The 23133-nt window shown below is 63.4% G+C and carries 18 protein-coding genes, 6 tRNA genes and 3 rRNA genes; 18 read left to right on the top strand and 9 right to left on the bottom strand.

Going from position 1 to position 23133, the window contains the following annotated elements:
• Positions 1–70: 70 nt before the first annotated feature.
• From paaD to BKK81_RS00640, 6 genes are all read right to left on the bottom strand, one after another.
• On the bottom strand, positions 71–634 hold the full coding sequence (gene paaD / locus BKK81_RS00665) for a 1,2-phenylacetyl-CoA epoxidase subunit PaaD (RefSeq protein ID WP_197523939.1): 564 nt from the start codon (positions 632–634) through the stop codon (positions 71–73).
• 39 nt (positions 635–673) lie between these two features.
• Positions 674–1516 carry a 1,2-phenylacetyl-CoA epoxidase subunit PaaC gene (paaC, locus tag BKK81_RS00660; protein ID WP_071010183.1) on the bottom strand — a complete coding sequence of 281 codons (843 nt, stop codon included), beginning with the start codon at positions 1514–1516 and terminating at the stop codon, positions 674–676.
• 12 nt (positions 1517–1528) lie between these two features.
• Complete coding sequence (gene paaB / locus BKK81_RS00655) at positions 1529–1816, bottom strand: 1,2-phenylacetyl-CoA epoxidase subunit PaaB (RefSeq protein WP_071010181.1); 288 nt, start codon at positions 1814–1816, stop codon at positions 1529–1531.
• A 26-nt stretch (positions 1817–1842) separates the two neighbouring features.
• Positions 1843–2859 (bottom strand): 1,2-phenylacetyl-CoA epoxidase subunit PaaA, encoded by a 1017-nt coding sequence (gene paaA / locus BKK81_RS00650; protein ID WP_071010179.1) that lies wholly within the window; start codon positions 2857–2859, stop codon positions 1843–1845.
• 225 nt (positions 2860–3084) lie between these two features.
• Positions 3085–5295 (bottom strand): TonB-dependent receptor, encoded by a 2211-nt coding sequence (locus BKK81_RS00645; RefSeq protein WP_071010178.1) that lies wholly within the window; start codon positions 5293–5295, stop codon positions 3085–3087.
• 109 nt (positions 5296–5404) lie between these two features.
• Positions 5405–5749 (bottom strand): hypothetical protein, encoded by a 345-nt coding sequence (locus BKK81_RS00640; protein WP_071010176.1) that lies wholly within the window; start codon positions 5747–5749, stop codon positions 5405–5407.
• 414 nt (positions 5750–6163) lie between these two features.
• Between BKK81_RS00640 and BKK81_RS36865 the strand changes: the two genes are divergently transcribed.
• Together BKK81_RS36865 and BKK81_RS00630 are read left to right on the top strand one after the other, a co-directional pair.
• Positions 6164–7063 carry a L,D-transpeptidase gene (locus BKK81_RS36865; protein WP_071010175.1) on the top strand — a complete coding sequence of 300 codons (900 nt, stop codon included), beginning with the start codon at positions 6164–6166 and terminating at the stop codon, positions 7061–7063.
• 145 nt (positions 7064–7208) lie between these two features.
• Positions 7209–7676, top strand: coding sequence for a universal stress protein (locus tag BKK81_RS00630; protein WP_071010172.1), 468 nt, complete (start codon positions 7209–7211; stop codon positions 7674–7676).
• A 27-nt stretch (positions 7677–7703) separates the two neighbouring features.
• Here BKK81_RS00630 and BKK81_RS00625 read toward each other — a convergent pair whose 3' ends face one another.
• The 3 genes from BKK81_RS00625 to BKK81_RS00615 form a co-directional block, all read right to left on the bottom strand.
• Positions 7704–7982 carry a DUF1488 domain-containing protein gene (locus BKK81_RS00625; protein WP_071010170.1) on the bottom strand — a complete coding sequence of 93 codons (279 nt, stop codon included), beginning with the start codon at positions 7980–7982 and terminating at the stop codon, positions 7704–7706.
• A 104-nt stretch (positions 7983–8086) separates the two neighbouring features.
• Entirely contained in the window at positions 8087–10165 is a 2079-nt protein-coding gene (locus BKK81_RS00620; RefSeq protein ID WP_071010168.1) for an FUSC family protein, read from the bottom strand.
• Between the two features lie 455 nt (positions 10166–10620).
• Positions 10621–11865 (bottom strand): nucleoside recognition domain-containing protein, encoded by a 1245-nt coding sequence (locus BKK81_RS00615; RefSeq protein ID WP_071010166.1) that lies wholly within the window; start codon positions 11863–11865, stop codon positions 10621–10623.
• 199 nt (positions 11866–12064) lie between these two features.
• On the opposite strand from BKK81_RS00615, the gene BKK81_RS35060 reads away from it, so the two are divergent.
• The 16 genes from BKK81_RS35060 (at position 12065) to rplJ (ending at position 23103) form a co-directional block, all read left to right on the top strand.
• Positions 12065–12271: a hypothetical protein gene (locus tag BKK81_RS35060; protein ID WP_156811063.1), complete on the top strand. Its 207-nt coding sequence runs from the start codon at positions 12065–12067 to the stop codon at positions 12269–12271.
• A gap of 321 nt (positions 12272–12592) precedes the next feature.
• Positions 12593–14124: ribosomal RNA gene (locus BKK81_RS00610) — 16S ribosomal RNA — on the top strand.
• Positions 14125–14185: 61 nt separating this feature from the next.
• Positions 14186–14262: transfer RNA gene (locus BKK81_RS00605), tRNA-Ile, on the top strand.
• Positions 14263–14272: 10 nt separating this feature from the next.
• Positions 14273–14348, top strand: a tRNA-Ala gene (locus tag BKK81_RS00600).
• 288 nt (positions 14349–14636) lie between these two features.
• Positions 14637–17515 (top strand): 23S ribosomal RNA (locus BKK81_RS00595).
• Between the two features lie 122 nt (positions 17516–17637).
• Positions 17638–17751: ribosomal RNA gene (gene rrf, locus BKK81_RS00590) — 5S ribosomal RNA — on the top strand.
• The 16S, 23S and 5S rRNA genes sit together here with 5 tRNA genes alongside, the layout of an rRNA operon.
• A gap of 309 nt (positions 17752–18060) precedes the next feature.
• A tRNA-Tyr gene (locus tag BKK81_RS00585) sits at positions 18061–18146 on the top strand.
• Between the two features lie 93 nt (positions 18147–18239).
• A tRNA-Gly gene (locus BKK81_RS00580) sits at positions 18240–18313 on the top strand.
• A 33-nt stretch (positions 18314–18346) separates the two neighbouring features.
• Positions 18347–18421: transfer RNA gene (locus BKK81_RS00575), tRNA-Thr, on the top strand.
• A 44-nt stretch (positions 18422–18465) separates the two neighbouring features.
• Positions 18466–19656, top strand: coding sequence for an elongation factor Tu (gene tuf, locus BKK81_RS00570; RefSeq protein ID WP_071010149.1), 1191 nt, complete (start codon positions 18466–18468; stop codon positions 19654–19656).
• 91 nt (positions 19657–19747) lie between these two features.
• Positions 19748–19823, top strand: a tRNA-Trp gene (locus BKK81_RS00565).
• A 56-nt stretch (positions 19824–19879) separates the two neighbouring features.
• A complete protein-coding gene (gene secE, locus BKK81_RS00560) occupies positions 19880–20260 on the top strand; it encodes a preprotein translocase subunit SecE (RefSeq protein WP_071010165.1) in 381 nt (126 codons plus the stop codon).
• 11 nt (positions 20261–20271) lie between these two features.
• A complete protein-coding gene (nusG, locus tag BKK81_RS00555; protein ID WP_071010163.1) occupies positions 20272–20853 on the top strand; it encodes a transcription termination/antitermination protein NusG in 582 nt (193 codons plus the stop codon).
• A 183-nt stretch (positions 20854–21036) separates the two neighbouring features.
• Complete coding sequence (rplK, locus tag BKK81_RS00550) at positions 21037–21468, top strand: 50S ribosomal protein L11 (protein WP_019447978.1); 432 nt, start codon at positions 21037–21039, stop codon at positions 21466–21468.
• A complete protein-coding gene (rplA, locus tag BKK81_RS00545; protein WP_071010161.1) occupies positions 21469–22164 on the top strand; it encodes a 50S ribosomal protein L1 in 696 nt (231 codons plus the stop codon). It begins immediately after the preceding gene.
• A 417-nt stretch (positions 22165–22581) separates the two neighbouring features.
• On the top strand, positions 22582–23103 hold the full coding sequence (rplJ, locus tag BKK81_RS00540; protein WP_071010159.1) for a 50S ribosomal protein L10: 522 nt from the start codon (positions 22582–22584) through the stop codon (positions 23101–23103).
• Positions 23104–23133: the final 30 nt, after the last annotated feature.

Below are 23133 nucleotides of genomic sequence, written 5' to 3'. Positions count from 1 at the left end.
GGGCGCCTTGCAACGGGGGGGGGCGTCCGGACCGGGTTCAGGGTTCGCGCTGCTTCGCTTCTCCGCCTTTTCAGTAGGGCTTGAAGTAGTCGAAGGGCTCGCGGCAATCGAGGCAGCGGTACAGCGCCTTGCAGGCGGTCGAGGCGAAGCGCGCCAGTTCCTGCGTATGCAGGCTGCCGCAGCGGGGGCAGGCCACCGCCTCTCGCGTGCCGGCGGCGCCCGGCACGAAGCGCAGCGGCCGGGCCGCGCCGCCTTCCTGCCCGCTGCCGCAGGCGCCCGGCGGAGCGATGCCGAAGTCGCGCAGCCTGGCGCGGCCGGCCGGGCTGATCCAGTCAGTGCTCCAGGCCGGTGCCAGCGCGGTGCGGATGCGCCAGGGGGCGAGCCCGGCGCCGTCGAGGGCGGCACCGATGTCCTGGGCGATCTGCGCCATGGCCGGACAGCCCGAATAGGTCGGCGTGATCACTACTTCGAGCGTGCCGTCGGCATCGGTACCGATCCCGCGCAGGATGCCCAGGTCGCGGATGGAGACGACGGGGATCTCCGGGTCGGGCACGGTCTCCAGTACCGCCCAGGCCAGGCTGGTGCGGTCCGCGCCAGCGCCAGGGGTGGTCGGTTTCGGGGTGGCTGCCGGCATGGCTGCGGTCTCCATCGGCTGTCGGCGGGCGCGGGCGGCTTACCACTGCGCGCCGGGGTGGGCGCGCGCCAGTCCCTGCAGTTCGGCCAGCAGGTAGCTCATGTGTTCCGAATGTACGCCGTGCTTGCCGCTCGTCAGGAAGCCCGAGGCGGGCGGCATGGCCAGCGTGGCGGCTTCGACGGTGTCGCGCACGGTCGCTTCCCAGGCCGCGCGGCAGTCGGCAGCCCGCACGCCGACGCCCTGCGCGGCGGCGGCGTCCTCGACCGGGTCGGGCGAGAAGCACTCGTTCATATAGGGCAGCAGATGGTCGAGCGCCCGTTGCACGCGGGCGTGCGAGGCCTCGGTGCCGTCGCCCAGCCGCACCAGCCAGCCGGCGGCGTGATGGAGGTGGTAGCGCGTCTCCTTCACCGATTTGGCGGCGATGGCGGACAGTTCGGCGTCGGCGCTGGCTTCGAGGCGGCTCCAGAGCTCGGCCATCAGCGCGCTGTAGAGGAAGTTGCGCACGATGGTGACGGCGTAGTCGCGGTCGGCGCTGGCGGTACCTGCCAGCGGTCCCCGGTGCGGCAGCTCCAGCAGGGTCCAGTTGCGGAATTCGCGCTCGGCGCGCCAGTAGGCGTAGTCGTCCTCCTGGCAGGCGCGGCCGGTCAGCTCGCCCTCGAGCGCGCCGGCCCGGCCGTACAGCAGGCGCGCCTGGCCGATCAGGTCCAGGCTGATGTTGGCCAGCGCGATGTCCTCTTCGAGCACGGGTCCGTGGCCGCACCACTCGGCGTTGCGCTGGCCCAGTACCAGCGCGTTGTCGGCCAGGCGCAGCACATACTGCAAGGCCGCGCTGCGCGCCAGCGGCAATTGCGACAGCAGGGTCGGGGAAGTCGGGTAGCTCATGGCGGCCGGCCCTTACATATGGTTGACTTCAGCAGGCAGCTGGTAGAAGGTCGGGTGCCGGTAGATCTTGTCCGCCATCGGGTCGAACAGTTCGGGCTTTTCCTCGGGCGCGCTGGCGGTGATCGCCGCCGATGGCACCACCCAGATCGATACGCCTTCCTGGCGCCGCGTGTAGACGTCGCGCGCCATGTGCAGCGCCTGCTGCGCGTCGGCGGCATGCAGGCTGCCGCAATGCTTGTGTTCCAGACCCTGCTTGCTGCGGACGAAGACTTCCCACAGCGGCCATTCCTTTTGCGTCATCGTTGTCTCCATTCGGTGTGTGGGGCTCAGGCGGCCTGGCGCGACGCCTCAGCGTCGCGCTGTGCCTGTTTGGCCGCATGCGCCAGCGCCGCTTCGCGGACCCAGGCGCCATCCTCGTGCGCCTTGACGCGCGTGGCCAGCCGCTCGCGGTTGCAGGGGCCTTCGCCGTTGACCACGCGCCAGAACTCGTCCCAGTCCAGCGGACTGTAGTCATAGTGGCCGCGCGCGGCGTTCCAGGTCAGTCCCGGGTCGGGCAGGGTCACGCCCAGCACCCTGGCCTGCTCGACGGTGGCATCGACGAACTTCTGGCGCAGGTCGTCGTTGGAAATACGCTTGATACCCCAGGCCATGGTCTGCGCGCTGTTGGGCGAGGCGGCGTCGGGGGGGCCGAACATCATCAGCACCGGGAACCACCAGCGGTTCACCGCGTCCTGCACCATCTCGCGCTGTGCGTCGGTGCCGCGCATCATCGCCAGCAGGGCGTCGAAGCCCTGGCGCTGGTGGAAGGACTCCTCCTTGCAGATGCGGATCATGGCCCGCGCGTAGGGGCCGTAGGAACAGCGGCACAGCGGGATCTGGTTCATGATTGCCGCGCCGTCGACCAGCCAGCCGATCACGCCGACGTCGGCCCAGGTCAGGGTCGGGTAGTTGAAGATCGACGAATACTTGGCGCGGCCGCTGTGCAGCGCGTCGATCATGTCGTCGCGCGAGGCGTCCAGCGTTTCCGCGGCGGAATAGAGATAGAGGCCGTGGCCTCCCTCATCCTGCACCTTGGCCAGCAGGATGGCCTTGCGCTTGAGCGACGGGGCGCGCAGGATCCAGTTGCCCTCGGGCAGCATGCCGACGATTTCCGAGTGCGCATGCTGGGAGATCTGCCGGACCAGCGTCTTGCGGTAGGCCGGCGGCATCCAGTCCTGCGGTTCGATCTTGGCGTCGGCTGCGACGCGCGTGTCGAAGGCCGCCTGGCGCGCGGCATCGGTCGGCTCGGAAACTGCGGGCTGCGCACCGGGCGCGGCGGGCAGGTCCAGGCTTTGTGTGTACATGGCGCCTCCTTTGGCGGTCCGCCCGTTTCATGTCGGTCTGGGGCCAGGGGCGGGTAGCATCATTATATATAAACCGACCAGTCGGTCAATTAATAAGAAAATCAAGGGCTTGGGGTGTGCCGGCGCCGGCGTGGGGAGGGCGGGAGCGGCACCGCCGCGCGGCACAGGGGCCGGCGCAGCGGGCGTCGCTTTTTCCCGGCCCGGCCCGCACCGGGGAGGGAAATGTCAGAACGGCTTGGACAGCGCCAGGTAGAAGCTGCGCCGCGGCGCGTACTGGGGCGCGCCCACGCCGATGCCGGTGCCGTCGCGCAGCGCGTAGGAGCGGTCGAACAGGTTCACGATGCTGAAGCGCGTCTTGAGCTTGCCGATGACCGGTGCATCGAAGGTATGCGCCACGCCCACGTTGACCTGGAAATAGCCCGGCAGGTGGGTGGTGTTGGCGAAGCCGTTGCGCAGCCCGGAGCCGAACAGCGCGTCGCCACTGAACTGCGTGCCGCGCCACAGGTAAGACGCGCCGAAGGAGCCGCTGACGGTCTGGTCGTGGTCCAGGTGCACCCAGTTATTGGCGATGTAGGCGAGTTCGTCGGCGGAGAAGTTGAATTGCCCGCTCTCGATGCCCTTGGCCATCGCCCGCGACAGCGCCAGGTTGGCATAGGCGCCGAAGTTGCCCTGGCGGTAGTTGGCCGTGCCTTCCAGGCCGTAGATGCGTCCGCGCGCGTAGTTGAAGGAAGAGAAGATCAGCGCGTTGCCGAACTGGCCCTCGTCCTGCAGGTGGCGCACGTCGCGGTAGTAGGCGTCCAGGCCCAGCGTCAGGTTGCGCGTGGCCTGGTGCGAGATGCCCAGGTCGAAGTAGTTCGAGCGTTCCGAACGCACCGAAGTGTTGGCGCCCGACGGCAGCGCGTTGGTGGTGCCCTGGAAGGCGGCCACCGAGGTGGTATCGATCAGTTCGGTCGGCGGCGGCGTGAAGTAGCGCGCGTAGCCGGCGTGCAGGCGGGTGGCATGGCTCAGCTCGTAGGTCAGGCCCAGGCGCGGGCTCAACTGCTGTTCGCTGACCACCGTGTTGACGTGGTCGTAACGTGCACCGTAGTTCACCGTCAGCTTGTCGGTGGCTTTCCACTCGTCCTGCAGGTAGAAGCCCATGGTGGTGCCGCCGAGGGTGCCGTTGTCGGTGATGCTGAACGGCGCGCTGCTGGTCTGGTTGCCGTCGGCGCCGGCCGGAAACACGCTGGAGGTGTTGTTGACGATGGCATGCTCGTATTGCACGAACAGTCCGCTGCGCAGCGTGTGGCTGCCGTTGAGCGCGTAGCTGGCGTCGGCCTGCATGCCGTAGGCCTCGTTGCTGCGCATGATGTTGGAGGCGACGCCGTTGTAGACCAGGTCACCGATCGGATCCGGGTTGTAGTCGATGCGGCTGGTGCGGTGGAACAGCGACACCTGGTAGTCGAGCGTCGAGGAGACCTTGTTCTGGTAGGACAGGATCTGGAAGTCGGTTTTCTCGCGCTGGCTGGCGTTCAGGCTCGCGGAGCTTGGCGCGACGGCACCATCCAGCGTGAAGGCGGGAGTCAGCCCGGGCCGGTTGGGAATCTCGAAGCGGTTGTTGGCGTTGCCGAAGACGAAACTGACGCGCTGGTCGGGGTCGATCAGGTAGGACAGCATGCCGAAGGCCTTGCCCTGGTCGGTGTGATCGTGGATGGCGTTGCGCGAGCCGGTCGGATTCTCGATGCCGAGGTTGTTCTCGATGAAGGAGCCGCTCAGGTAGTAGCTGAGCCGTCCCGCGGTGCCCTGCACCTGAGCGTTGACCTCGCGGTCGCCATGGCTGCCGATCACGGTGCCGATTTCGCCGCCGAAGGGCTTCGGCGGCGTCTCCTCGTCCTCGCCGCCGGCGGCGGCGCCCTTGGTCCGGATGTCGATGATGCCGGCAGTACGGTAGCCGTACTGGGCTGGCAGCGCGCCCGTGATCAGGCTGACCTGGTCGGCAAAGCGCGTGTCCAGCATCTGGCCGAAGCCGCTGATCGGCTCGGGGACGATGACGCCGTTGATGCGGTATTGCAGGTTGGCATGGTCGCCGCGCACATGCAGTTGCCCGAAGGAGTCCTGTGTGACCCCGGGGGCCTGCAGCAGGACCTGGTTCAGTGCGGTGTTGTCGCCTTGCGGCAGTGCGGCGATGTCTTCCTTGTCGAAGCGGTAGACCGAACTGCCGGTCTCGGGGGACAGTTTGTTGCGCGCCTCGTCGAGGCGCTTGGCGGACACGACCACGGCGTTCAGTGTCTTGCTGTCGGGCGGCGGCGTGCCGTCGCCGGCTGGCAGGGCCGGCGGGTTGGTGGAAGCGCTGGAGGCGCTGGAGGCGGGGGCGGGCGGGGCGGACTGCGCCTGCGCGGCGAGCGCGAACGCCGACGCGGCGCCGGCCGCGAGCGCGCGGAGCGGAAATCTGGACATGGTGAGCCTTGGCGGTGCGGAAACGTCGGTCGCCGGGCACCCAGGGCGCCCGGCATCGAGTGTCCTGAATCACGAGTTCGCTTTCTCGACGAACTCAAGAATCAGGACCCTAGCTAGCGAGACAGAACGATCCGGACCGCACGGGCGGGCCGCGGCTGCTGGGTTGCGGCCGCCATACCGGTGCGGCGTGGCGCTGCGCGAGATAAGGAAAGTGCCAGCTGCGTCCCGAGGCCGGCAGGCGCAGGGCCATGGCCGGCAGCGCGACGGCCAGCGCCGCCAGCACCAGGCACTGGGGGCAGACTTCGTGCGAAGGCCCGCACTGCTCCAGGTCCGCTGGTGCCGCACAGGGATTGCTGCGCTGTGCGTGCAGGTGGGCGAGCGCATGCACCGATGCCGCGACCTGCCCGCACAGCAGGAACAGGACAAGCAGCAGGGGTAGCCAGCGTCGCCGCATCGGGTGGACTCGTATTTCTTCTTGGAGGGGGCGACGGCGCAGGCGACAGCCCCTTTTAAATGCAACTTCGTTGCAATATTGCCATAGCGCCCAGGCGTTCGGCAACGGCGCCATGGACGGCTGTTTGCCACCGCCTCCGGCCAGCTCCGGAATGTGATGCAGCGGGCCTCCTGGCCACGGGCTCTGTCCCCCGCGGGATATCCGGGCCCGTTCTCCCAGTCTACATAACAGGGAACGGCGGCAATGCGCCGCGGGTGTTGCCTGCCGCACGCCGCGGCGCGCGCAAGGTCCCGACCCTCCGTGACCCTGCTCAAGGTCTGCCGCTGGTGGCAGGCACATCCTCCTCGCAGGCAATCGGATCCCGGCGTCGAGGCGCCGTTCCCAGCAAGCGCCATCCCGACCATGAGGCCGACCATGTGGCATCCGTTCCCGCCCGTTTCGAGTGGCACCGGCCACTGGCTGGCTACGCCGGCCAGGCGCTCGTCCACGCTGGCGAGCCTGATCCTGATGCTGGTCGCGCGCGCCGTATGGCCGGCACCGGCGCCCCTGCCCGCCACTGACCTGGAGCGGGTCCACGCCGCGCTGGTGGCCGGGATCAAACGGCACCGCGCGGTGGCGCCCGCCAGGGCGGACTATTACGCCGGCCTGCTCGATGCGGCGCTGGCGCGGCAGGGGCTGGAGGCGCGGGCCGGCGGCTGGGTGCTGGTGGTGGACCGTAATCCACGCATCCAGACCGTCCTGGTCTACACCCGCGCAGCGCCGGACGGGCCCTGGCAATGGGTGGGTGCCGCGCCGATCTCGACCGGACGGCCCGGGCGTTACGACTACTTCGTCACGCCGACCGGCGTGTTCGAGCACAGCCTGGACAACATGGACTTCCGCGCCGAGGGCACGCTGAATGAGAACGGTATCCGCGGCTACGGCGCGCGCGGCATGCGCGTCTACGATTTCGGTTGGGTGGAAGCCGAACGGGGCTGGGGCAAAGGCGGGCGCAGCGAGATCCGGCTGCAGATGCACGCCACCGATCCTGTCTACCTGGAGCCCAGGCTGGGTCAGGCCGCATCCAAGGGCTGTGTGCGCATCCCGGCAGCCTTGAACCGCATCGTCGATGCTTTCGGACTGCTGGATGCCGACTATCTCGACGCGGTCGCGCGTGGTGATGCGCTATGGGTGCTGCGGCGAGACCGTACGCCGGTGTCCTTTCCCGGCCGCTATCTGGTCATCGTGGACTCGGCACGCAAGGTGTCCGGGGCCCTTGCCGTACGGGGCGAGACACCACGCGGCGTGGCCGGCGCGACGGCCAATATGCAATGAGACCGCCAGCAACCTCGGCCAGGCGGAGGTAAGATCACCTCGCCGGTAGCGCCGCCGGGTGACGACAGGCCTGGCGCCGCGGCTGCCGCGCTGCTGGCGGACTATTCCCTTTCTCTTTTCCTTTCTCATGCTGGAGGCAATGGCAATGACGGATTCGGCGTATCAGAAGATCATGGTGGCAGTCGACGGCAGCACCACGGCGGAGCGCGCGCTCGACGAAGCGATCCGCGTGGCGCGTCTGTCGGGCGCGCAAGTGCTGGCGATCTATGTGGTCGATAACGGCCAGGTGCTGTTCGACGCGGGCTACTACGATCCGACGCAGCTGCGCAATGCCTTTGTCGAAAGCGGCAAGCGCGCGCTGGAGGATGCGGCGCAGCGCCTGAAAGCCGCCGCTGTCGCCTACGAGACCCGATTGGTGGACGAGCCGGCCGTGGTCGGCGACGTGGCCGGCTCGCTCAATGGCGCGGCCGAGGCCTGGGGCGCGGACCTGATCGTGCTGGGTACGCACGGCCGCCGTGGCGTGCGACGCCTGGTCCTGGGCAGCGTGGCCGAGGAGGTGATCCGCGAATCGACGCTGCCCGTGCTGCTGGTGCGTGGCACCGCGCCAGCCTGACCATCCCGCCGGCCCGCCTGGCGTCAGTTAGTTGGCAAAGCGGAAATGTCCGCTGCGCAGCACGATCTCGTGGGCCTGCGTCATCTCGAACCAGCTCAAGGCGATGTTCTCGATCTGTTCCCGATGCGCGGTGAAGGCCTGGACCAGGTCTTCCTCGCGCGGCGAGCGCGCGCCGAACTGGCTCTTGAGGGCTTCCGCGGTGACCGAATAAAGGCTGGGCTCCCCATCCACGGTGGCGGGGCATGACAGCGTCAAGCTTGCCGCGCAATAGGTCGGAAGGCTGCGGGGGAAGGTGATTTCGGCCATGGCGCACCTCACGACGGTAGGTGGATGCGGACCATTCTAGGCGATTCCATTCGATCCCGAAGCCCCGTACTTTGCCTTAGGGCCGCCAGGCGGGGGGCTTCCTGCTAGAGCAGGCCGGTTGCACGCGCCGTGTTGCGCTGCCGCGCGGCCTTCCCCAATTGCCTGAGTGACGTCACGGTGTCATGCGCCGCGGCGATATGGGCGAGGGCGTAGGTCGCCTGCTCCAGCAGGAAGGCGTCGATGCCGGCCGTGGGGAAAGAGGGCGTGGCCGTACCGTTGTCGCCAGGGCGGATGGCCAGTTTGGCCAGCCTTGCCTCGACCTGCTCCACCATCGATCGCGTGGCCGGATCGGGTGGCACGCGGGAGTCGCCCTCCACTCGGGTACGTACCAGCCCGGCCAGGGCCGCCAATCGGCGCGTGTCGGCGTGCAGGCGCTGATAGTGAGTGCTCATGTCGGTGGCCAGCGCGCTGTGTCCTTGCTGCAGGGTTTGCTCGGCACGGACCGAGGCGCGGCCGGCTGCCACCCGCAGGGCTTCCAGCCGCGCGGAATCTCCGCTGCCGTGGCGGCTGGCGGCGAAGGCGGCGCGCAGGTAGACGGCGTTCACCGCCAAGGCCTCCAGGCTGTGCCGGAACACGCGCGAAAGCTCCACGCGGGGCGCCAACACGGCGTAGCTGGCCAGCGCGATCAGGCACCCGAGTGCGGTGTCGAGACCGCGCAGCGCGGCGAAATAGCTGCTGTCGGCGGCAGGGGTGCCGATCCAGGAAAACAGGATGACCGCCGGCGTCAGACAGAAGGCGAAGCCTGCCGGCTGACCCGCCAGGCGCCAGGCATAGGCACCGGCCAGAAAGGCGGCGCTCAGCAGCAGGGCCAGTCCCTCCGACGGGTGTGCCAGACCGACGGCGCAAGCCAGCGTGGCGCCTGCCAGAGACCCGGCGAAGCGCTTGAGCGAGATCTGGCGCGTGGTGGTCAGCTGCGGGCTCAGTACCATGATCACGGTAACGGCCACCCAATAGCCATGGTTCATGCGCCAGACCTGGGCGGGCAACAGGCTCAGTCCGCCGGCGAGGGCCAAGCGCAAGGCATGCCTGCCGGCCAAGGCGTCGCGCGCGAGATGCTCGCCGACGGCCGTGCGCCAGCGCTGCCAGCTATGGCGCAGGCTCGGCCGAGGCCATTGGTGCGCGGCGCGCCAAGTGTCGAACGCGGGGAAGCGCGCCAGCATGGCGAGCGCGGCCTGGTAGGGGGGCGCGGCGCAGGCATTCGGCATCTGGGCGGTGAGATGGCGCAGTTCGCGCCCGATCGCGCTGGCGAGGGCCGGCAGGTCGGGAGCGTGCCGCGCCAAGGCCTGGGCCACCAGTTCGTGGATATCGCTGGCACAGCGGACGATATGCCGCAGTGGCAGGCCGGCACCGTCGGGGGCCCGCTCGCGCAACTCTGCGGCGACGATCAGCAGGCCGAAGACAGCGTCTGCGGCCTTCAGCAGATAGGCGTAGTAGAGCAGCTGCGGCGTCTCGCGCAGGTTGCGGCGGGCCGCGATCGCTTGCCTGGCAGCTTCCAGGCGGGTACGCACCGCGTGCTTGCCGGTCATCACCGTGGCGGCCGGGTAGGGGCTGGCGGCCAAGGTGCCGGCCAGGTGCCGGAGAGCTTCGAAGGCGGCGCTCACTTCTGCCCGTGGCCGGGTATCGCGACGGGAAGGGATCAGGCTCAGGCAGACCAGGCAGGCGAACAGGCCGCCGCACAGGAAGTCGACGCCGCTGGCCAATACCCGCGCCGCCAGCGCGGGCTCCGTGGCCGGCTGCAGGCAGGCGGCGATCAGCACCACGTAGAGCAGCTTGGCTTCGAGCGCGCGGGCAGGACCGCGGGTCTCGGCCAGGCCGGCGGCGAAGCCGCTGATGAGGATGACCGGGAATGCCAGCCAGGGCATCGGGGCGACCGCCGCACCCAGTGCTGCGGCCACGCTGCCGCCGACGCCTACCGCGGCAAGCCCGCCGAGCCGTTCGGCTGGTGTGCCGCGCCGGTCGGCCAGGCACGTCCAGAGCGATGCTGTGGCTGACCAGAGAAATCCCGGCTGGCCGGTCAGCCAGGCCATGCCCGCCAGCATCAGGAAGGCGGTGGCGTAGATCCCGCCTCGCCGGAGCATTTCGGCATCGGGCCCGGGGCGCGGCAGGCGCAAGGCGGCAAGCATGATGAGGCGGACTGCGGAAGTAGTGGATACGAGACGAAGGCGCAGCGCGCATTCCGTACCACTCTACGATAGGGATTGTTGCAATGCAACAAATCGAATCAAAGGGCGGGTCGCGTGGGGCTGCAGACGGCTGCAAGGGACTCGCGGATACCCCACGGGAGGGTCTTGCGGCCGGCGCGCGATGCGCATGCTGCTGGCGCCACTTCGGCAGAATCTGCCTCCGCGGGGTCGAATCGGGATAAAAAAAACCCGCGCAATTGCTTGCGCGGGTTGGAATCCACCGAGGTGGTGGAGGAGACAGGTTTCACTATACTAGCTTTGCTGCGACGCACCAAGCAATTTGTTCGGCGGCGTGGCTCGCGAAGATCTTTTGTTGTTCCATTACAACACTCCATGCCTTTGGCATTCAATCATGTGACGTAATTGTCGCATTTTCCGCGCCGGAATCTTGCTTATCACCGAAACAGGTAGGCGATGCCGATGGCGGCGCCGAGGCCGGCGAAGTCGGCGAACAGGGCGCACGCCAGCGCGTGTCTTGTTTTGCGCACATTGACACTGCCGAAATAGACCGCCAGCACGTAAAAGGTGGTTTCGGTCGATCCTTGGATGATTGCTGCCAGCCGGGCCTGGAAGGAATCGACGCCGTAGGTGTTCATGACGTCGATCATGAGGCCCCGTGCGCCCGCTCCGGACAAGATCTTCATGAGTCCGACCGGAAGTGCCGGTACAAAGGCGGTATCGACGCCCAGGTGGGAAAAGAGCCGTGTCAGCGCGTCCATCAGTGCCTGCATGCAGCCGCTGGCACGGAACAGGCCGACCGCCACCAGGATCGCGATCAGATAAGGAATGATCTGCACCGCCACGCCGAAGCCTTCTTTCGCCCCGTCGACGAAGGCCTCGTAGACGGAAACACGGCGCAACGCCCCGCAGGCCAGGAACAGCACGATCAGCCCAACGATCACACCGCTGCCCGCCTGGGCCGCCAGCCAGGCCGCGCGCCCTGGCGCCGCGTGGTGCAACCACAGCGCGAGCGCGGACATGGCGGCCAGCGTCAGGCCGAAGCTGGCGAGCACCAGCGGCTTGAACAGGTTGATGCGCTGGGCCCAAGCTACGGCCAGCAGGCCCGCCAGGCAGGAGGCTGCGGTAGCCAGCAGGGTGGGCAGGAAGATATCGGCAGCGTTGAAGCCGGTCAGCCCCTGCTTGACGGCAACCGCTTGGCGGATCGCGATGACCGATGACGGGATCAGGGTCAGGCCGGCGGTGTTGAGTACGATGAACATGATCTGCGCGTCGGTTGCCGTGTCCGGCTGCCGGTTCAGCGACTGCAGCTCGCGCATGGCGTTCAGGCCGAGTGGCGTGGCGGCGTTGTCGAGGCCCAGGAGGTTGGCCGACACATTCATCATCATGGCCCCCTGCGCGGGGTGCCCTTGCGGTACGCCGGGAAAGAAGTGGCGCAGCAGCGGATTCACCAGCCGCGCGAACATGTCCACCACACCGGCGCGCTCACCGACGCGCATGATGCCCAGCCACAAGCTCATCACACCGGCCAGCCCGAGAGAAATTTCGAAGCCGCTCCGGGCATTGTCGAAGAGGCTGGCCATCATGGCCGGAAAGACGGCATCGTCGCCGCCGACCAGGCGGACGCAGGCGACGATGAAGGAGAGCAGGAAAAAGGACAGCCAGACGAAATTCAGTGCCATCGCGGGTGGGCGGAGTCTTGGGATTGACCCGGGCGCCGCGCATCCGCGCCGCCGGCGGTAATGCATGATACCCGCGGCCTCGGCGCTGGAGGCTGCCGTGGCCCTTGCCGCGCGGCGCCCCGGACGCGGGTCGCGAGCTTATGGATGTACTCCAGCCTCTATCTCTATATATAGAGACCGGCCTGCAGGCAGCGAGGCGATGCGTACCCGACCGGGGAAAGAGCTGCTTGCGTTTCTTTTCTTGGTTTTTTTGGGTCTTTTCTTCTTCTTGTCAAAAAGGCTTGCCAAGGCGGCCGGACTGGCCTACTATTCGCCCCCTCGCAACACGAAGCGCAGCGGCAAAGCCAGCAGCGACGCGGGTTGCGGGGTTGGCAGGGTGGTGGGTGGTGCTGCAAAGCGCGACTGACCGAAGCGAAAAAGATGCTTCGAACCTGTTGACGAAACGCAGAAAGTTGTTCATAATCTCGTTTCTCTGCTGCTGACAACGCAGCGACGCGGTAAGCAAAGCGAATCGCGTGAGTTCTTTAACAAACAAACAGCCGATAAGTGTGGGCGCTTGATGCGGGAAGCAGAAGACCTCGGTCTTCTAGCTTACAAGTTATCAGTGCTCGCACAGTAAACATGTTTGGTTTCGTCTTCGGACGGAGCCAGTCAGTTTTCTGAGAGTGAGCGACCGCTCGAAAGAGCGAGGTTTGCGCAGGCAACTGCGCGGAACCACACAGAGATTGAACTGAAGAGTTTGATCCTGGCTCAGATTGAACGCTGGCGGCATGCCTTACACATGCAAGTCGAACGGCAGCGCGGACTTCGGTCTGGCGGCGAGTGGCGAACGGGTGAGTAATACATCGGAACGTGCCCTGTTGTGGGGGATAACTAGTCGAAAGATTAGCTAATACCGCATACGACCTGAGGGTGAAAGCGGGGGACCGTAAGGCCTCGCGCAATAGGAGCGGCCGATGTCTGATTAGCTAGTTGGTGAGGTAAAGGCTCACCAAGGCGACGATCAGTAGCTGGTCTGAGAGGACGATCAGCCACACTGGGACTGAGACACGGCCCAGACTCCTACGGGAGGCAGCAGTGGGGAATTTTGGACAATGGGGGCAACCCTGATCCAGCAATGCCGCGTGTGTGAAGAAGGCCTTCGGGTTGTAAAGCACTTTTGTCCGGAAAGAAATCCTTTGGGCTAATACCCCGGAGGGATGACGGTACCGGAAGAATAAGCACCGGCTAACTACGTGCCAGCAGCCGCGGTAATACGTAGGGTGCGAGCGTTAATCGGAATTACTGGGCGTAAAGCGTGCGCAGGCGGTTTTGTAAGACAGGCGTGAAATCCCCGGGCTCAACCTGGGAATGGCGCTTGTGACTGCAAGGCTAGAGTGCGTCAGAGGGGGGTAGAATTCCACGTGTAGCAGTGAAATGCGTAGAGATGTGGAGGAATACCGATGGCGAAGGCAGCCCCCTGGGACGTGACTGACGCTCATGCACGAAAGCGTGGGGAGCAAACAGGATTAGATACCCTGGTAGTCCACGCCCTAAACGATGTCAACTAGTTGTTGGGGATTCATTTCTTCAGTAACGAAGCTAACGCGTGAAGTTGACCGCCTGGGGAGTACGGTCGCAAGATTAAAACTCAAAGGAATTGACGGGGACCCGCACAAGCGGTGGATGATGTGGATTAATTCGATGCAACGCGAAAAACCTTACCTACCCTTGACATGCCACTAACGAAGCAGAGATGCATCAGGTGCCCGAAAGGGAAAGTGGACACAGGTGCTGCATGGCTGTCGTCAGCTCGTGTCGTGAGATGTTGGGTTAAGTCCCGCAACGAGCGCAACCCTTGTCTCTAGTTGCTACGAAAGGGCACTCTAGAGAGACTGCCGGTGACAAACCGGAGGAAGGTGGGGATGACGTCAAGTCCTCATGGCCCTTATGGGTAGGGCTTCACACGTCATACAATGGTGCGTACAGAGGGTTGCCAACCCGCGAGGGGGAGCTAATCCCAGAAAACGCATCGTAGTCCGGATCGTAGTCTGCAACTCGACTACGTGAAGCTGGAATCGCTAGTAATCGCGGATCAGCATGCCGCGGTGAATACGTTCCCGGGTCTTGTACACACCGCCCGTCACACCATGGGAGTGGGTTTTGCCAGAAGTAGTTAGCCTAACCGCAAGGAGGGCGATTACCACGGCAGGGTTCATGACTGGGGTGAAGTCGTAACAAGGTAGCCGTACCGGAAGGTGCGGCTGGATCACCTCCTTTCCAGAGCGTGCTTCCCAAGTGAAGCGTTCACACTTATCGGTCTGTTTGCTGTTACAGCCAAGGGTCTGTAGCTCAGGTGGTTAGAGCACCGTCTTGATAAGGCGGGGGTCGTAGGTTCAAGTCCTACCAGACCCACCAAGTTATCCGAGGGGGATTAGCTCAGCTGGGAGAGCACCTGCTTTGCAAGCAGGGGGTCGTCGGTTCGATCCCGTCATCCTCCACCATCGACCTTGGGTTGGACAAGCCAAATGCAAGCGCTTAGCGTTGAGCGCTTGCATTTGGCGTTGGCCAAGCGATGTGAAAGCATCGGCTGTTCTTTAACAATATGGGATGTAGTAAAGGTGTCGTGAAGCCTTGATGAGAGGCTGAAGTAACCAACACGATACCGGGTTGTGATTGTATCAACCAAAGTATTTAAGTGATCGAAAGATGACTTGGAATACGGCACAAATGCGAGAACTCAACCTGTAATGAAGCGTTTCAAGCGCGAGCTTGAGACACACTCGTTATAGGGTCAAGCGAACAAGTGCATGTGGTGGATGCCTTGGCGATCACAGGCGATGAAGGACGCGGTAGCCTGCGAAAAGCTTCGGGGAGCTGGCAAACGAGCTTTGATCCGGAGATGTCCGAATGGGGAAACCCGGCCCGTATGGGTCATCCCTTGCTGAATACATAGGCAAGGGAAGCGAACGCGGCGAACTGAAACATCTAAGTAGCTGCAGGAACAGAAATCAACCGAGATTCCCAGAGTAGTGGCGAACGAAATGGGAAGAGCCTTGTACTCTTTAGCAGCATTGTTAGCAGAACGGGATGGAAAGCCCGGCCATAGCAGGTGATAGCCCTGTATGCGAAAACAGCGTTGTGGAACTAGGTGTACGACAAGTAGGGCGGGACACGTGAAATCCTGTCTGAAGATGGGGGGACCATCCTCCAAGGCTAAATACTCGTGATCGACCGATAGTGAACCAGTACCGTGAGGGAAAGGCGAAAAGAACCCCGGGAGGGGAGTGAAATAGATCCTGAAACCGCATGCATACAAACAGTCGGAGCCTGGAAACGGGTGACGGCGTACCTTTTGTATAATGGGTCAGCGACTTACATTCAGTGGCAAGCTTAACCGATTAGGGCAGGCGTAGCGAAAGCGAGTCCGAACAGGGCGTTCAGTCGCTGGGTGTAGACCCGAAACCAGATGATCTATCCATGGCCAGGTTGAAGGTGCGGTAACACGTACTGGAGGACCGAACCCACTAGTGTTGAAAAACTAGGGGATGAGCTGTGGATAGGGGTGAAAGGCTAAACAAATCTGGAAATAGCTGGTTCTCTCCGAAAACTATTTAGGTAGTGCCTCGTGTCTCACCTTCGGGGGTAGAGCACTGTCATGGTTGGGGGGTCTATTGCTGATTACCCCGCCATAGCAAACTCCGAATACCGAAGAGTGCAATCACGGGAGACAGACATCGGGTGCTAACGTCCGGTGTCAAGAGGGAAACAACCCAGACCGCCAGCTAAGGTCCCAAAGATTGGCTAAGTGGGAAACGAAGTGGGAAGGCTAAAACAGTCAGGAGGTTGGCTTAGAAGCAGCCACCCTTTAAAGAAAGCGTAATAGCTCACTGATCGAGTCGTCCTGCGCGGAAGATGTAACGGGGCTAAGCCAGTCACCGAAGCTGCGGACGCACGCAAGTGCGTGGTAGGAGAGCGTTCTGTAAGCCTGTGAAGGTGTCTTGTAAAGGATGCTGGAGGTATCAGAAGTGCGAATGCTGACATGAGTAGCGATAAAGGGGGTGAAAGGCCCCCTCGCCGTAAGCCCAAGGTTTCCTACGCAACGTTCATCGGCGTAGGGTGAGTCGGCCCCTAAGGCGAGGCAGAGATGCGTAGCTGATGGGAAGCAGGTTAATATTCCTGCACCGTCGTATGATGCGATGGGGGGACGGATCGCGGAAGGTTGTCCGGGTGTTGGAAGTCCCGGTCCCTGCAGTGGAGAAGGCGCTTAGGCAAATCCGGGCGCGGGATTCAAGGCTGTGGGGCGAGCGACCATGTGTCGCGAAGCAATCGGAAGTGGTTCCAAGAAAAGCCTCTAAGCTTCAGTCATACGAGACCGTACCGCAAACCGACACAGGTGGGCGAGATGAGTATTCTAAGGCGCTTGAGAGAACTCGGGAGAAGGAACTCGGCAAATTGGTACCGTAACTTCGGGATAAGGTACGCCCTGGTAGCTTGACTGGCCTGCGCCAGAAGGGTGAAGGGGTTGCAATAAACTGGTGGCTGCGACTGTTTAATAAAAACACAGCACTCTGCAAACACGAAAGTGGACGTATAGGGTGTGACGCCTGCCCGGTGCCGGAAGATTAAATGATGGGGTGCAAGCTCTTGATTGAAGTCCCGGTAAACGGCGGCCGTAACTATAACGGTCCTAAGGTAGCGAAATTCCTTGTCGGGTAAGTTCCGACCTGCACGAATGGCGTAACGATGGCCACACTGTCTCCTCCCGAGACTCAGCGAAGTTGAAGTGTTTGTGATGATGCAATCTCCCCGCGGCTAGACGGAAAGACCCCATGAACCTTTACTGTAGCTTTGCATTGGACTTTGAACCGATCTGTGTAGGATAGGTGGGAGGCTTTGAAACCGGGACGCTAGTTCCGGTGGAGCCGTCCTTGAAATACCACCCTGGTTTGTTTGAGGTTCTAACCTTGGCCCGTGAATCCGGGTCGGGGACAGTGCATGGTAGGCAGTTTGACTGGGGCGGTCTCCTCCCAAAGTGTAACGGAGGAGTTCGAAGGTACGCTTGGTACGGTCGGACATCGTACCTAAAGTGCAATGGCAAAAGCGTGCTTAACTGCGAGACCGACAAGTCGAGCAGGTGCGAAAGCAGGACATAGTGATCCGGTGGTTCTGTATGGAAGGGCCATCGCTCAACGGATAAAAGGTACTCTGGGGATAACAGGCTGATACCGCCCAAGAGTTCATATCGACGGCGGTGTTTGGCACCTCGATGTCGGCTCATCTCATCCTGGGGCTGTAGCCGGTCCCAAGGGTATGGCTGTTCGCCATTTAAAGAGGTACGTGAGCTGGGTTTAAAACGTCGTGAGACAGTTTGGTCCCTATCTGCCGTGGGCGTTGGAATCTTGACGGGGGCTGCTCCTAGTACGAGAGGACCGGAGTGGACGTACCGCTGGTGTACCTGTTGTCTCGCCAGAGGCATCGCAGGGTAGCTATGTACGGAAGAGATAACCGCTGAAAGCATCTAAGCGGGAAACTCGCCTGAAGATGAGGATTCCCTGGAGGCTTGACCTCCTTGAAGGGTCGTTCGAGACCAGGACGTTGATAGGCTGGGTGTGGAAGCGCAGTAATGCGTTAAGCTAACCAGTACTAATTGCCCGTAAGGCTTGATCCTATAACCAGTGTGTTTCACTGGCTGACGTATCGCGTGTGCCCAGGACGGTGCCGATACCTCACAACCAAGACTACATCCCTATTCGCTGCGACGGCTCAACCCCGGCGCAGCAACCCCTTATGCCTGGTGACCATAGCGAGTCGGAACCACCCCTTCCCATCCCGAACAGGACCGTGAAACGACTTTGCGCCGATGATAGTGCGGACTACCCGTGTGAAAGTAGGTCATCGCCAGGCTCTCCCTCCCGCAAAACCCCTCGACAGCAGACGCTGCGAGGGGTTTTGTCTTTGCGGCGCTCGCGGCGCGTGTCGTGAGCTGCGCAGCGGCGCACTCGATGCCTTGCCGAGCCCTCTGACGGCGCCTCCTGGCGCGTTTCCAGAGCCCCTATAGGGTGAGAGCATCGAACTTCGATGCGTGCGATTGTGACGCAATGCTGAGCGGCGCCAAGCCACCAAGCAGAGCGGTCCAACAGGACCTGCCAGGTTTCGCGACCCGAAAGTGCTTGACACCCCTGGCAAGTTCCATCATAATCGCAAGTTCTCTGCGGAGAGGTGCCCGAGTGGCTAAAGGGGGCAGACTGTAAATCTGTTGGCTTACGCCTACGTTGGTTCGAATCCAACCCTCTCCACCAGAATGCAAGGCAGCGAGCCAAGCAAGCGCTGCGCCAGCCGCAAGGCAGTATCGCGGCGCGAGTGGCTCGTCGGTGAGCAAGTGTAGTAACCGGGCGGGTGTAGCTCAATGGTAGAGCAGAAGCCTTCCAAGCTTACGACGAGGGTTCGATTCCCTTCACCCGCTCCAGGCGCCGCTGCCGATCGAAGTAAGTCAAGTTTCGCCCATGTGGCTCAGTGGTAGAGCACTCCCTTGGTAAGGGAGAGGTCGGCAGTTCGATCCTGCCCATGGGCACCAATACACCGCACTGGCAATATCGCTACCAAGACAGGAGTCGCGAAATGGCAAAGGAAAAGTTCGAGCGGACTAAGCCGCACGTGAACGTTGGTACGATTGGTCACGTTGACCACGGCAAGACGACGCTGACGGCAGCGATCGCGACGGTGCTGGCTGCGAAGTTCGGCGGTGCCGCCAAGAAGTACGACGAAATCGACGCAGCGCCGGAAGAGAAGGCACGCGGTATTACCATCAATACCGCCCACGTCGAGTACGAGACGGCCAACCGCCACTACGCGCACGTTGACTGCCCGGGCCACGCCGACTACGTGAAGAACATGATCACGGGTGCCGCCCAGATGGACGGCGCGATCCTGGTGTGCTCGGCCGCTGACGGCCCGATGCCGCAGACCCGCGAGCACATCCTGCTGGCCCGTCAGGTTGGCGTGCCTTACATCATCGTGTTCCTGAACAAGTGCGACATGGTGGACGACGCTGAACTGCTCGAGCTGGTCGAGATGGAAGTTCGCGAGCTGCTGTCGAAGTACGAGTTCCCTGGCGACGACACCCCGATCATCAAGGGTTCGGCCAAGCTGGCGCTGGAAGGCGACAAGGGCGAGCTGGGCGAAGTGGCCATCATGAACCTGGCCGACGCCCTGGACACCTACATCCCGACGCCGGAGCGTGCCGTTGACGGTACCTTCCTGATGCCGGTGGAAGACGTGTTCTCGATCTCGGGTCGCGGCACCGTGGTGACCGGCCGTATCGAGCGCGGCGTGATCAAGGTCGGTGAAGAAATCGAAATCGTCGGTATCAAGCCGACGGTGAAGACGACCTGCACGGGCGTGGAAATGTTCCGCAAGCTGCTGGACCAGGGCCAGGCTGGCGACAACGTCGGTCTGCTGCTGCGCGGCACCAAGCGTGAAGACGTGGAACGCGGCCAAGTGCTGTGCAAGCCGGGCTCGATCAAGCCGCACACCCACTTCACCGGTGAGGTGTACATTCTGTCGAAGGACGAAGGCGGCCGTCACACCCCGTTCTTCAACAACTACCGTCCGCAGTTCTACTTCCGTACGACCGACGTGACCGGCTCGATCGAGCTGCCGAAGGACAAGGAAATGGTCATGCCGGGCGACAACGTGTCGATCACCGTCAAGCTGATCGCCCCGATCGCCATGGAAGAAGGTCTGCGCTTCGCTATCCGTGAAGGCGGCCGTACCGTCGGCGCCGGCGTCGTGGCAAAGATCATCGACTAAGTAGTACAGGCTGTAACAGGCGAGCGCGGCAGCAACCGGTCGCGCTCGTTGCCAGAGGAGCTGGCGATCCGGTCGGCTCCACAGTTGTTCTAGGGGTATAGCTCAACTGGCAGAGCGTCGGTCTCCAAAACCGAAGGTTGGGGGTTCGATTCCCTCTGCCCCTGCCAAATCCTTGGCCGCGCCGCGATCTTCCTCGCGGCGCGGCCTATCTCGTTTGCGAAACATGGCCAATCCCAACGTCGAAACCGTCAACGCCTCGGGCGGCAAATTGCAGCTCGGCCTCGCGGTGCTTCTTGTGGTTGCCGGCGTCATCGGTTTCTATGTTCTGGCGCAGCAGCCGTCCTACGTTCGCGCGGCAGCGCTGATCGCCGGTCTCGCGCTGGGTGCAGCCGTTGCCCTGACCTCCCTGCCGGGCAAGGAATTCATCGGATTCGCCAAGGAATCGTATCGGGAGCTCCGCAAAGTCGTCTGGCCGACGCGTAAGGAAGCGGGGCAGATGACGGGGCTGGTGTTCGCCTTCGTCGTGATCATGGCGCTGTTTCTGTGGTCGGCCGACAAGCTGATCGAGTGGGTTATTTTCTCACTCGTGCTCGGCTGGAAATGAAGGAATAGGACATGACGGATAACGCACAGCAGGAAACTGCCGCCGCTGAATCGCCTTCGTCGAAGAAGCGCTGGTATGTGGTTCACGCTTACTCCGGCATGGAAAAGAGCGTGCAGCGGGCGCTGCAGGAGCGCATCGAGCGCGCCGAGATGCAGGACAAGTTCGGCCGCATCCTGGTGCCGTCGGAAGAAGTGGTGGAAATCAAGGGTGGCCAGAAGTCGGTCACCGAGCGTCGTTTCTTCCCCGGCTACGTGCTGGTCGAGATGGAAATGACTGACGAGACCTGGCACCTGGTGAAGAACACCAGCAAGGTGACCGGTTTCGTGGGCGGTGCACGCAACCGCCCGAGCCCGATTTCCCAGAGGGAAGTCGACAAGATCATGACCCAGATGCAGGAAGGGGTCGAGAAGCCGCGTCCCAAGACGCTGTTCGAAGTGGGCGAGATGGTCCGCGTCAAGGACGGTCCGTTCACCGACTTCAATGGCAACGTCGAGGAAGTGAACTACGAGAAATCGCGCCTGCGCGTCTCGGTCACCATCTTCGGTCGCGCCACTCCGGTCGAACTGGAGTTCGGCCAGGTCGAGAAGGTCTGATCGGTTTGAAGATTTTGCGCATGCGGCCGACCTCCTGGTAGGCAGCAAGCGTGGCAGGCCAGAGATGGCGTGCCGAAAGAGGAGCGTGAGGTCGGGCAGGCCGGCAACGGTTTGCAAGGCGACAGCGCGTTACGACTCAACAGGACCGTATCCAGCGATGGAGCGGTCTGGATTGGAGTAAAGATGGCCAAGAAGATCGTTGGCTTTATCAAGCTGCAAATTCCGGCTGGTAAGGCAAATCCCTCCCCGCCCGTGGGCCCGGCACTGGGTCAGCGTGGTCTGAACATCATGGAGTTCTGCAAGGCGTTCAACGCCCAGACCCAGGGCATGGAGCCCGGTCTGCCGGTGCCGGTGGTGATTACCGCCTTCGCCGACAAGAGCTTCACCTTCGTGATGAAGTCGCCCCCCGCGACCGTGCTGATCAAGAAGGCAGCAGGCATCACCAAGGGTTCGCCCAAGCCCCATACCGACAAGGTCGGCAAGATCACCCGCGCCCAGGCTGAAGAAATCGCCAAGGCGAAGAACGCTGACCTCACCGCCGCCGACCTGGACGCGGCTGTGCGTACCATCGCCGGCTCGGCTCGCTCGATGGGCATCACCGTGGAGGGTCTGTAAATGGCTAAGGTTTCCAAGCGCGTCGCCGCCAACAAGGCGAAGATCGAGCGTACCAAGTTCTACCCGATCGACGAGGCCCTGGGCCTGGTCAAGGGTTGCGCCAGCGCCAAGTTCGACGAGTCGATCGACGTCGCCGTCCAGCTGGGCATCGACGCCAAGAAGTCGGACCAGGTCGTCCGTGGTTCCGTGGTGCTGCCTGCCGGTACCGGCAAGAGCGTGCGCGTGGCCGTGTTCGCCCAGGGCGAGAAGGCCGAGGCTGCCAAGGCCGCCGGCGCTGAGGTGGTCGGCATGGAAGACCTGGCTGAACAGGTCAAGGCCGGCAACCTGAACTTCGACGTGGTGATCGCTTCGCCCGACACCATGCGTATCGTCGGTACGCTGGGCCAGATCCTGGGCCCGCGCGGCCTGATGCCGAACCCGAAGGTCGGTACCGTGACCCCCGACGTGGCCCAGGCCGTGAAGAACGCCAAGGCCGGTCAGGTCCAGTTCCGTGTCGACAAGGCCGGTATCATCCACGCCACCATCGGCCGCCGTTCGTTCGAGGACGCCGCGCTGAAGAGCAACCTGGCTGCGCTGCTGGACGCGCTGGTCAAGGCCAAGCCGGCCACCAGCAAGGGTGTCTACCTGCGCAAGATCGCCGTCTCGTCCACCATGGGCGTTGGCGTGCGCGTCGAGCAGGCTTCGCTGGCAGCCTGAGGCTGACAGCGCGATCCGACCGGACCCGATAACGCCGGTCGGAACAGAATCGCAAGCCGCGGCACTGCCGCGGCGTTCTTCCGGAACGGTACCCGCCTCGCCGGCGGGCCGGGAAGGAAGCAAGGCTTTGGGCAGTGGAGCCCGCCGATGCGCAAGCACGGACGGCTTCCGCTGGTTATCAAAGACCGCTGGTGGTCGTGCCGCGCCTGGCGCAGCGTGATCTTAATCGGGCGACATGCAGTGACGGACTCCGGTCCGCCGTGGCAATCACCGCCCAACCAGCGCAGATGGCGCACCCGAAGGGATTGAAGAATCCGGGCCCAGCCCGGGTGATTCGGGCCAATCGGACGCCGTTCGTTTGGACTGATGTGCGTGTCCCGGTCTTCCGGGAGACAAGCATCGTTTTGGAGCTTAACCGTGCCACTCAATATTGAAGATAAGAAGGCCGTCGTTGCTGAGGTTTCGGCGCAAGTCGCGAAAGCTCAGACCATCGTCGTCGCCGAATATCGCGGCATCACGGTTGGCGATCTGACCAAGCTGCGTACCAAGGCCCGTGAGCAAGGCGTGTACCTGCGCGTTCTGAAGAACACGCTGGCCCGCCGTGCCGTGGAAGGTACGCCGTTTGCAGGCCTCGCAGAGCAAATGACCGGTCCGCTGATCTACGGGATTTCCGAAGACGCAGTGGCCTCGGCCAAGGTTCTGAACGACTTTGCCAAGACCAACGACAAGCTGGTCCTGCGCGCAGGGTCGTACGACGGCAAGGTGCTCGACGTCAACGCCGTCAAGGCGCTGGCAACGATCCCGAGCCGCGACGAACTGATCGCTCAGCTGCTTGGCGTGATGCAGGCGCCGGTGTCGGGCTTTGCCCGTCTGCTGGCCGCACTGGCTGCCAAGAAGGAAGAAGGCGCTCCCGCTGCTGCGGAAGCCGCCGAAGCCTAAGGCAATCCAGGCCTCGCACCACCCGATCGC

The organism is Cupriavidus sp. USMAHM13 (genome assembly GCF_001854285.1).
GTDB lineage: Bacteria > Pseudomonadota > Gammaproteobacteria > Burkholderiales > Burkholderiaceae > Cupriavidus > Cupriavidus malaysiensis.
This window is presented reverse-complemented; position numbering and strand designations above follow the sequence as displayed.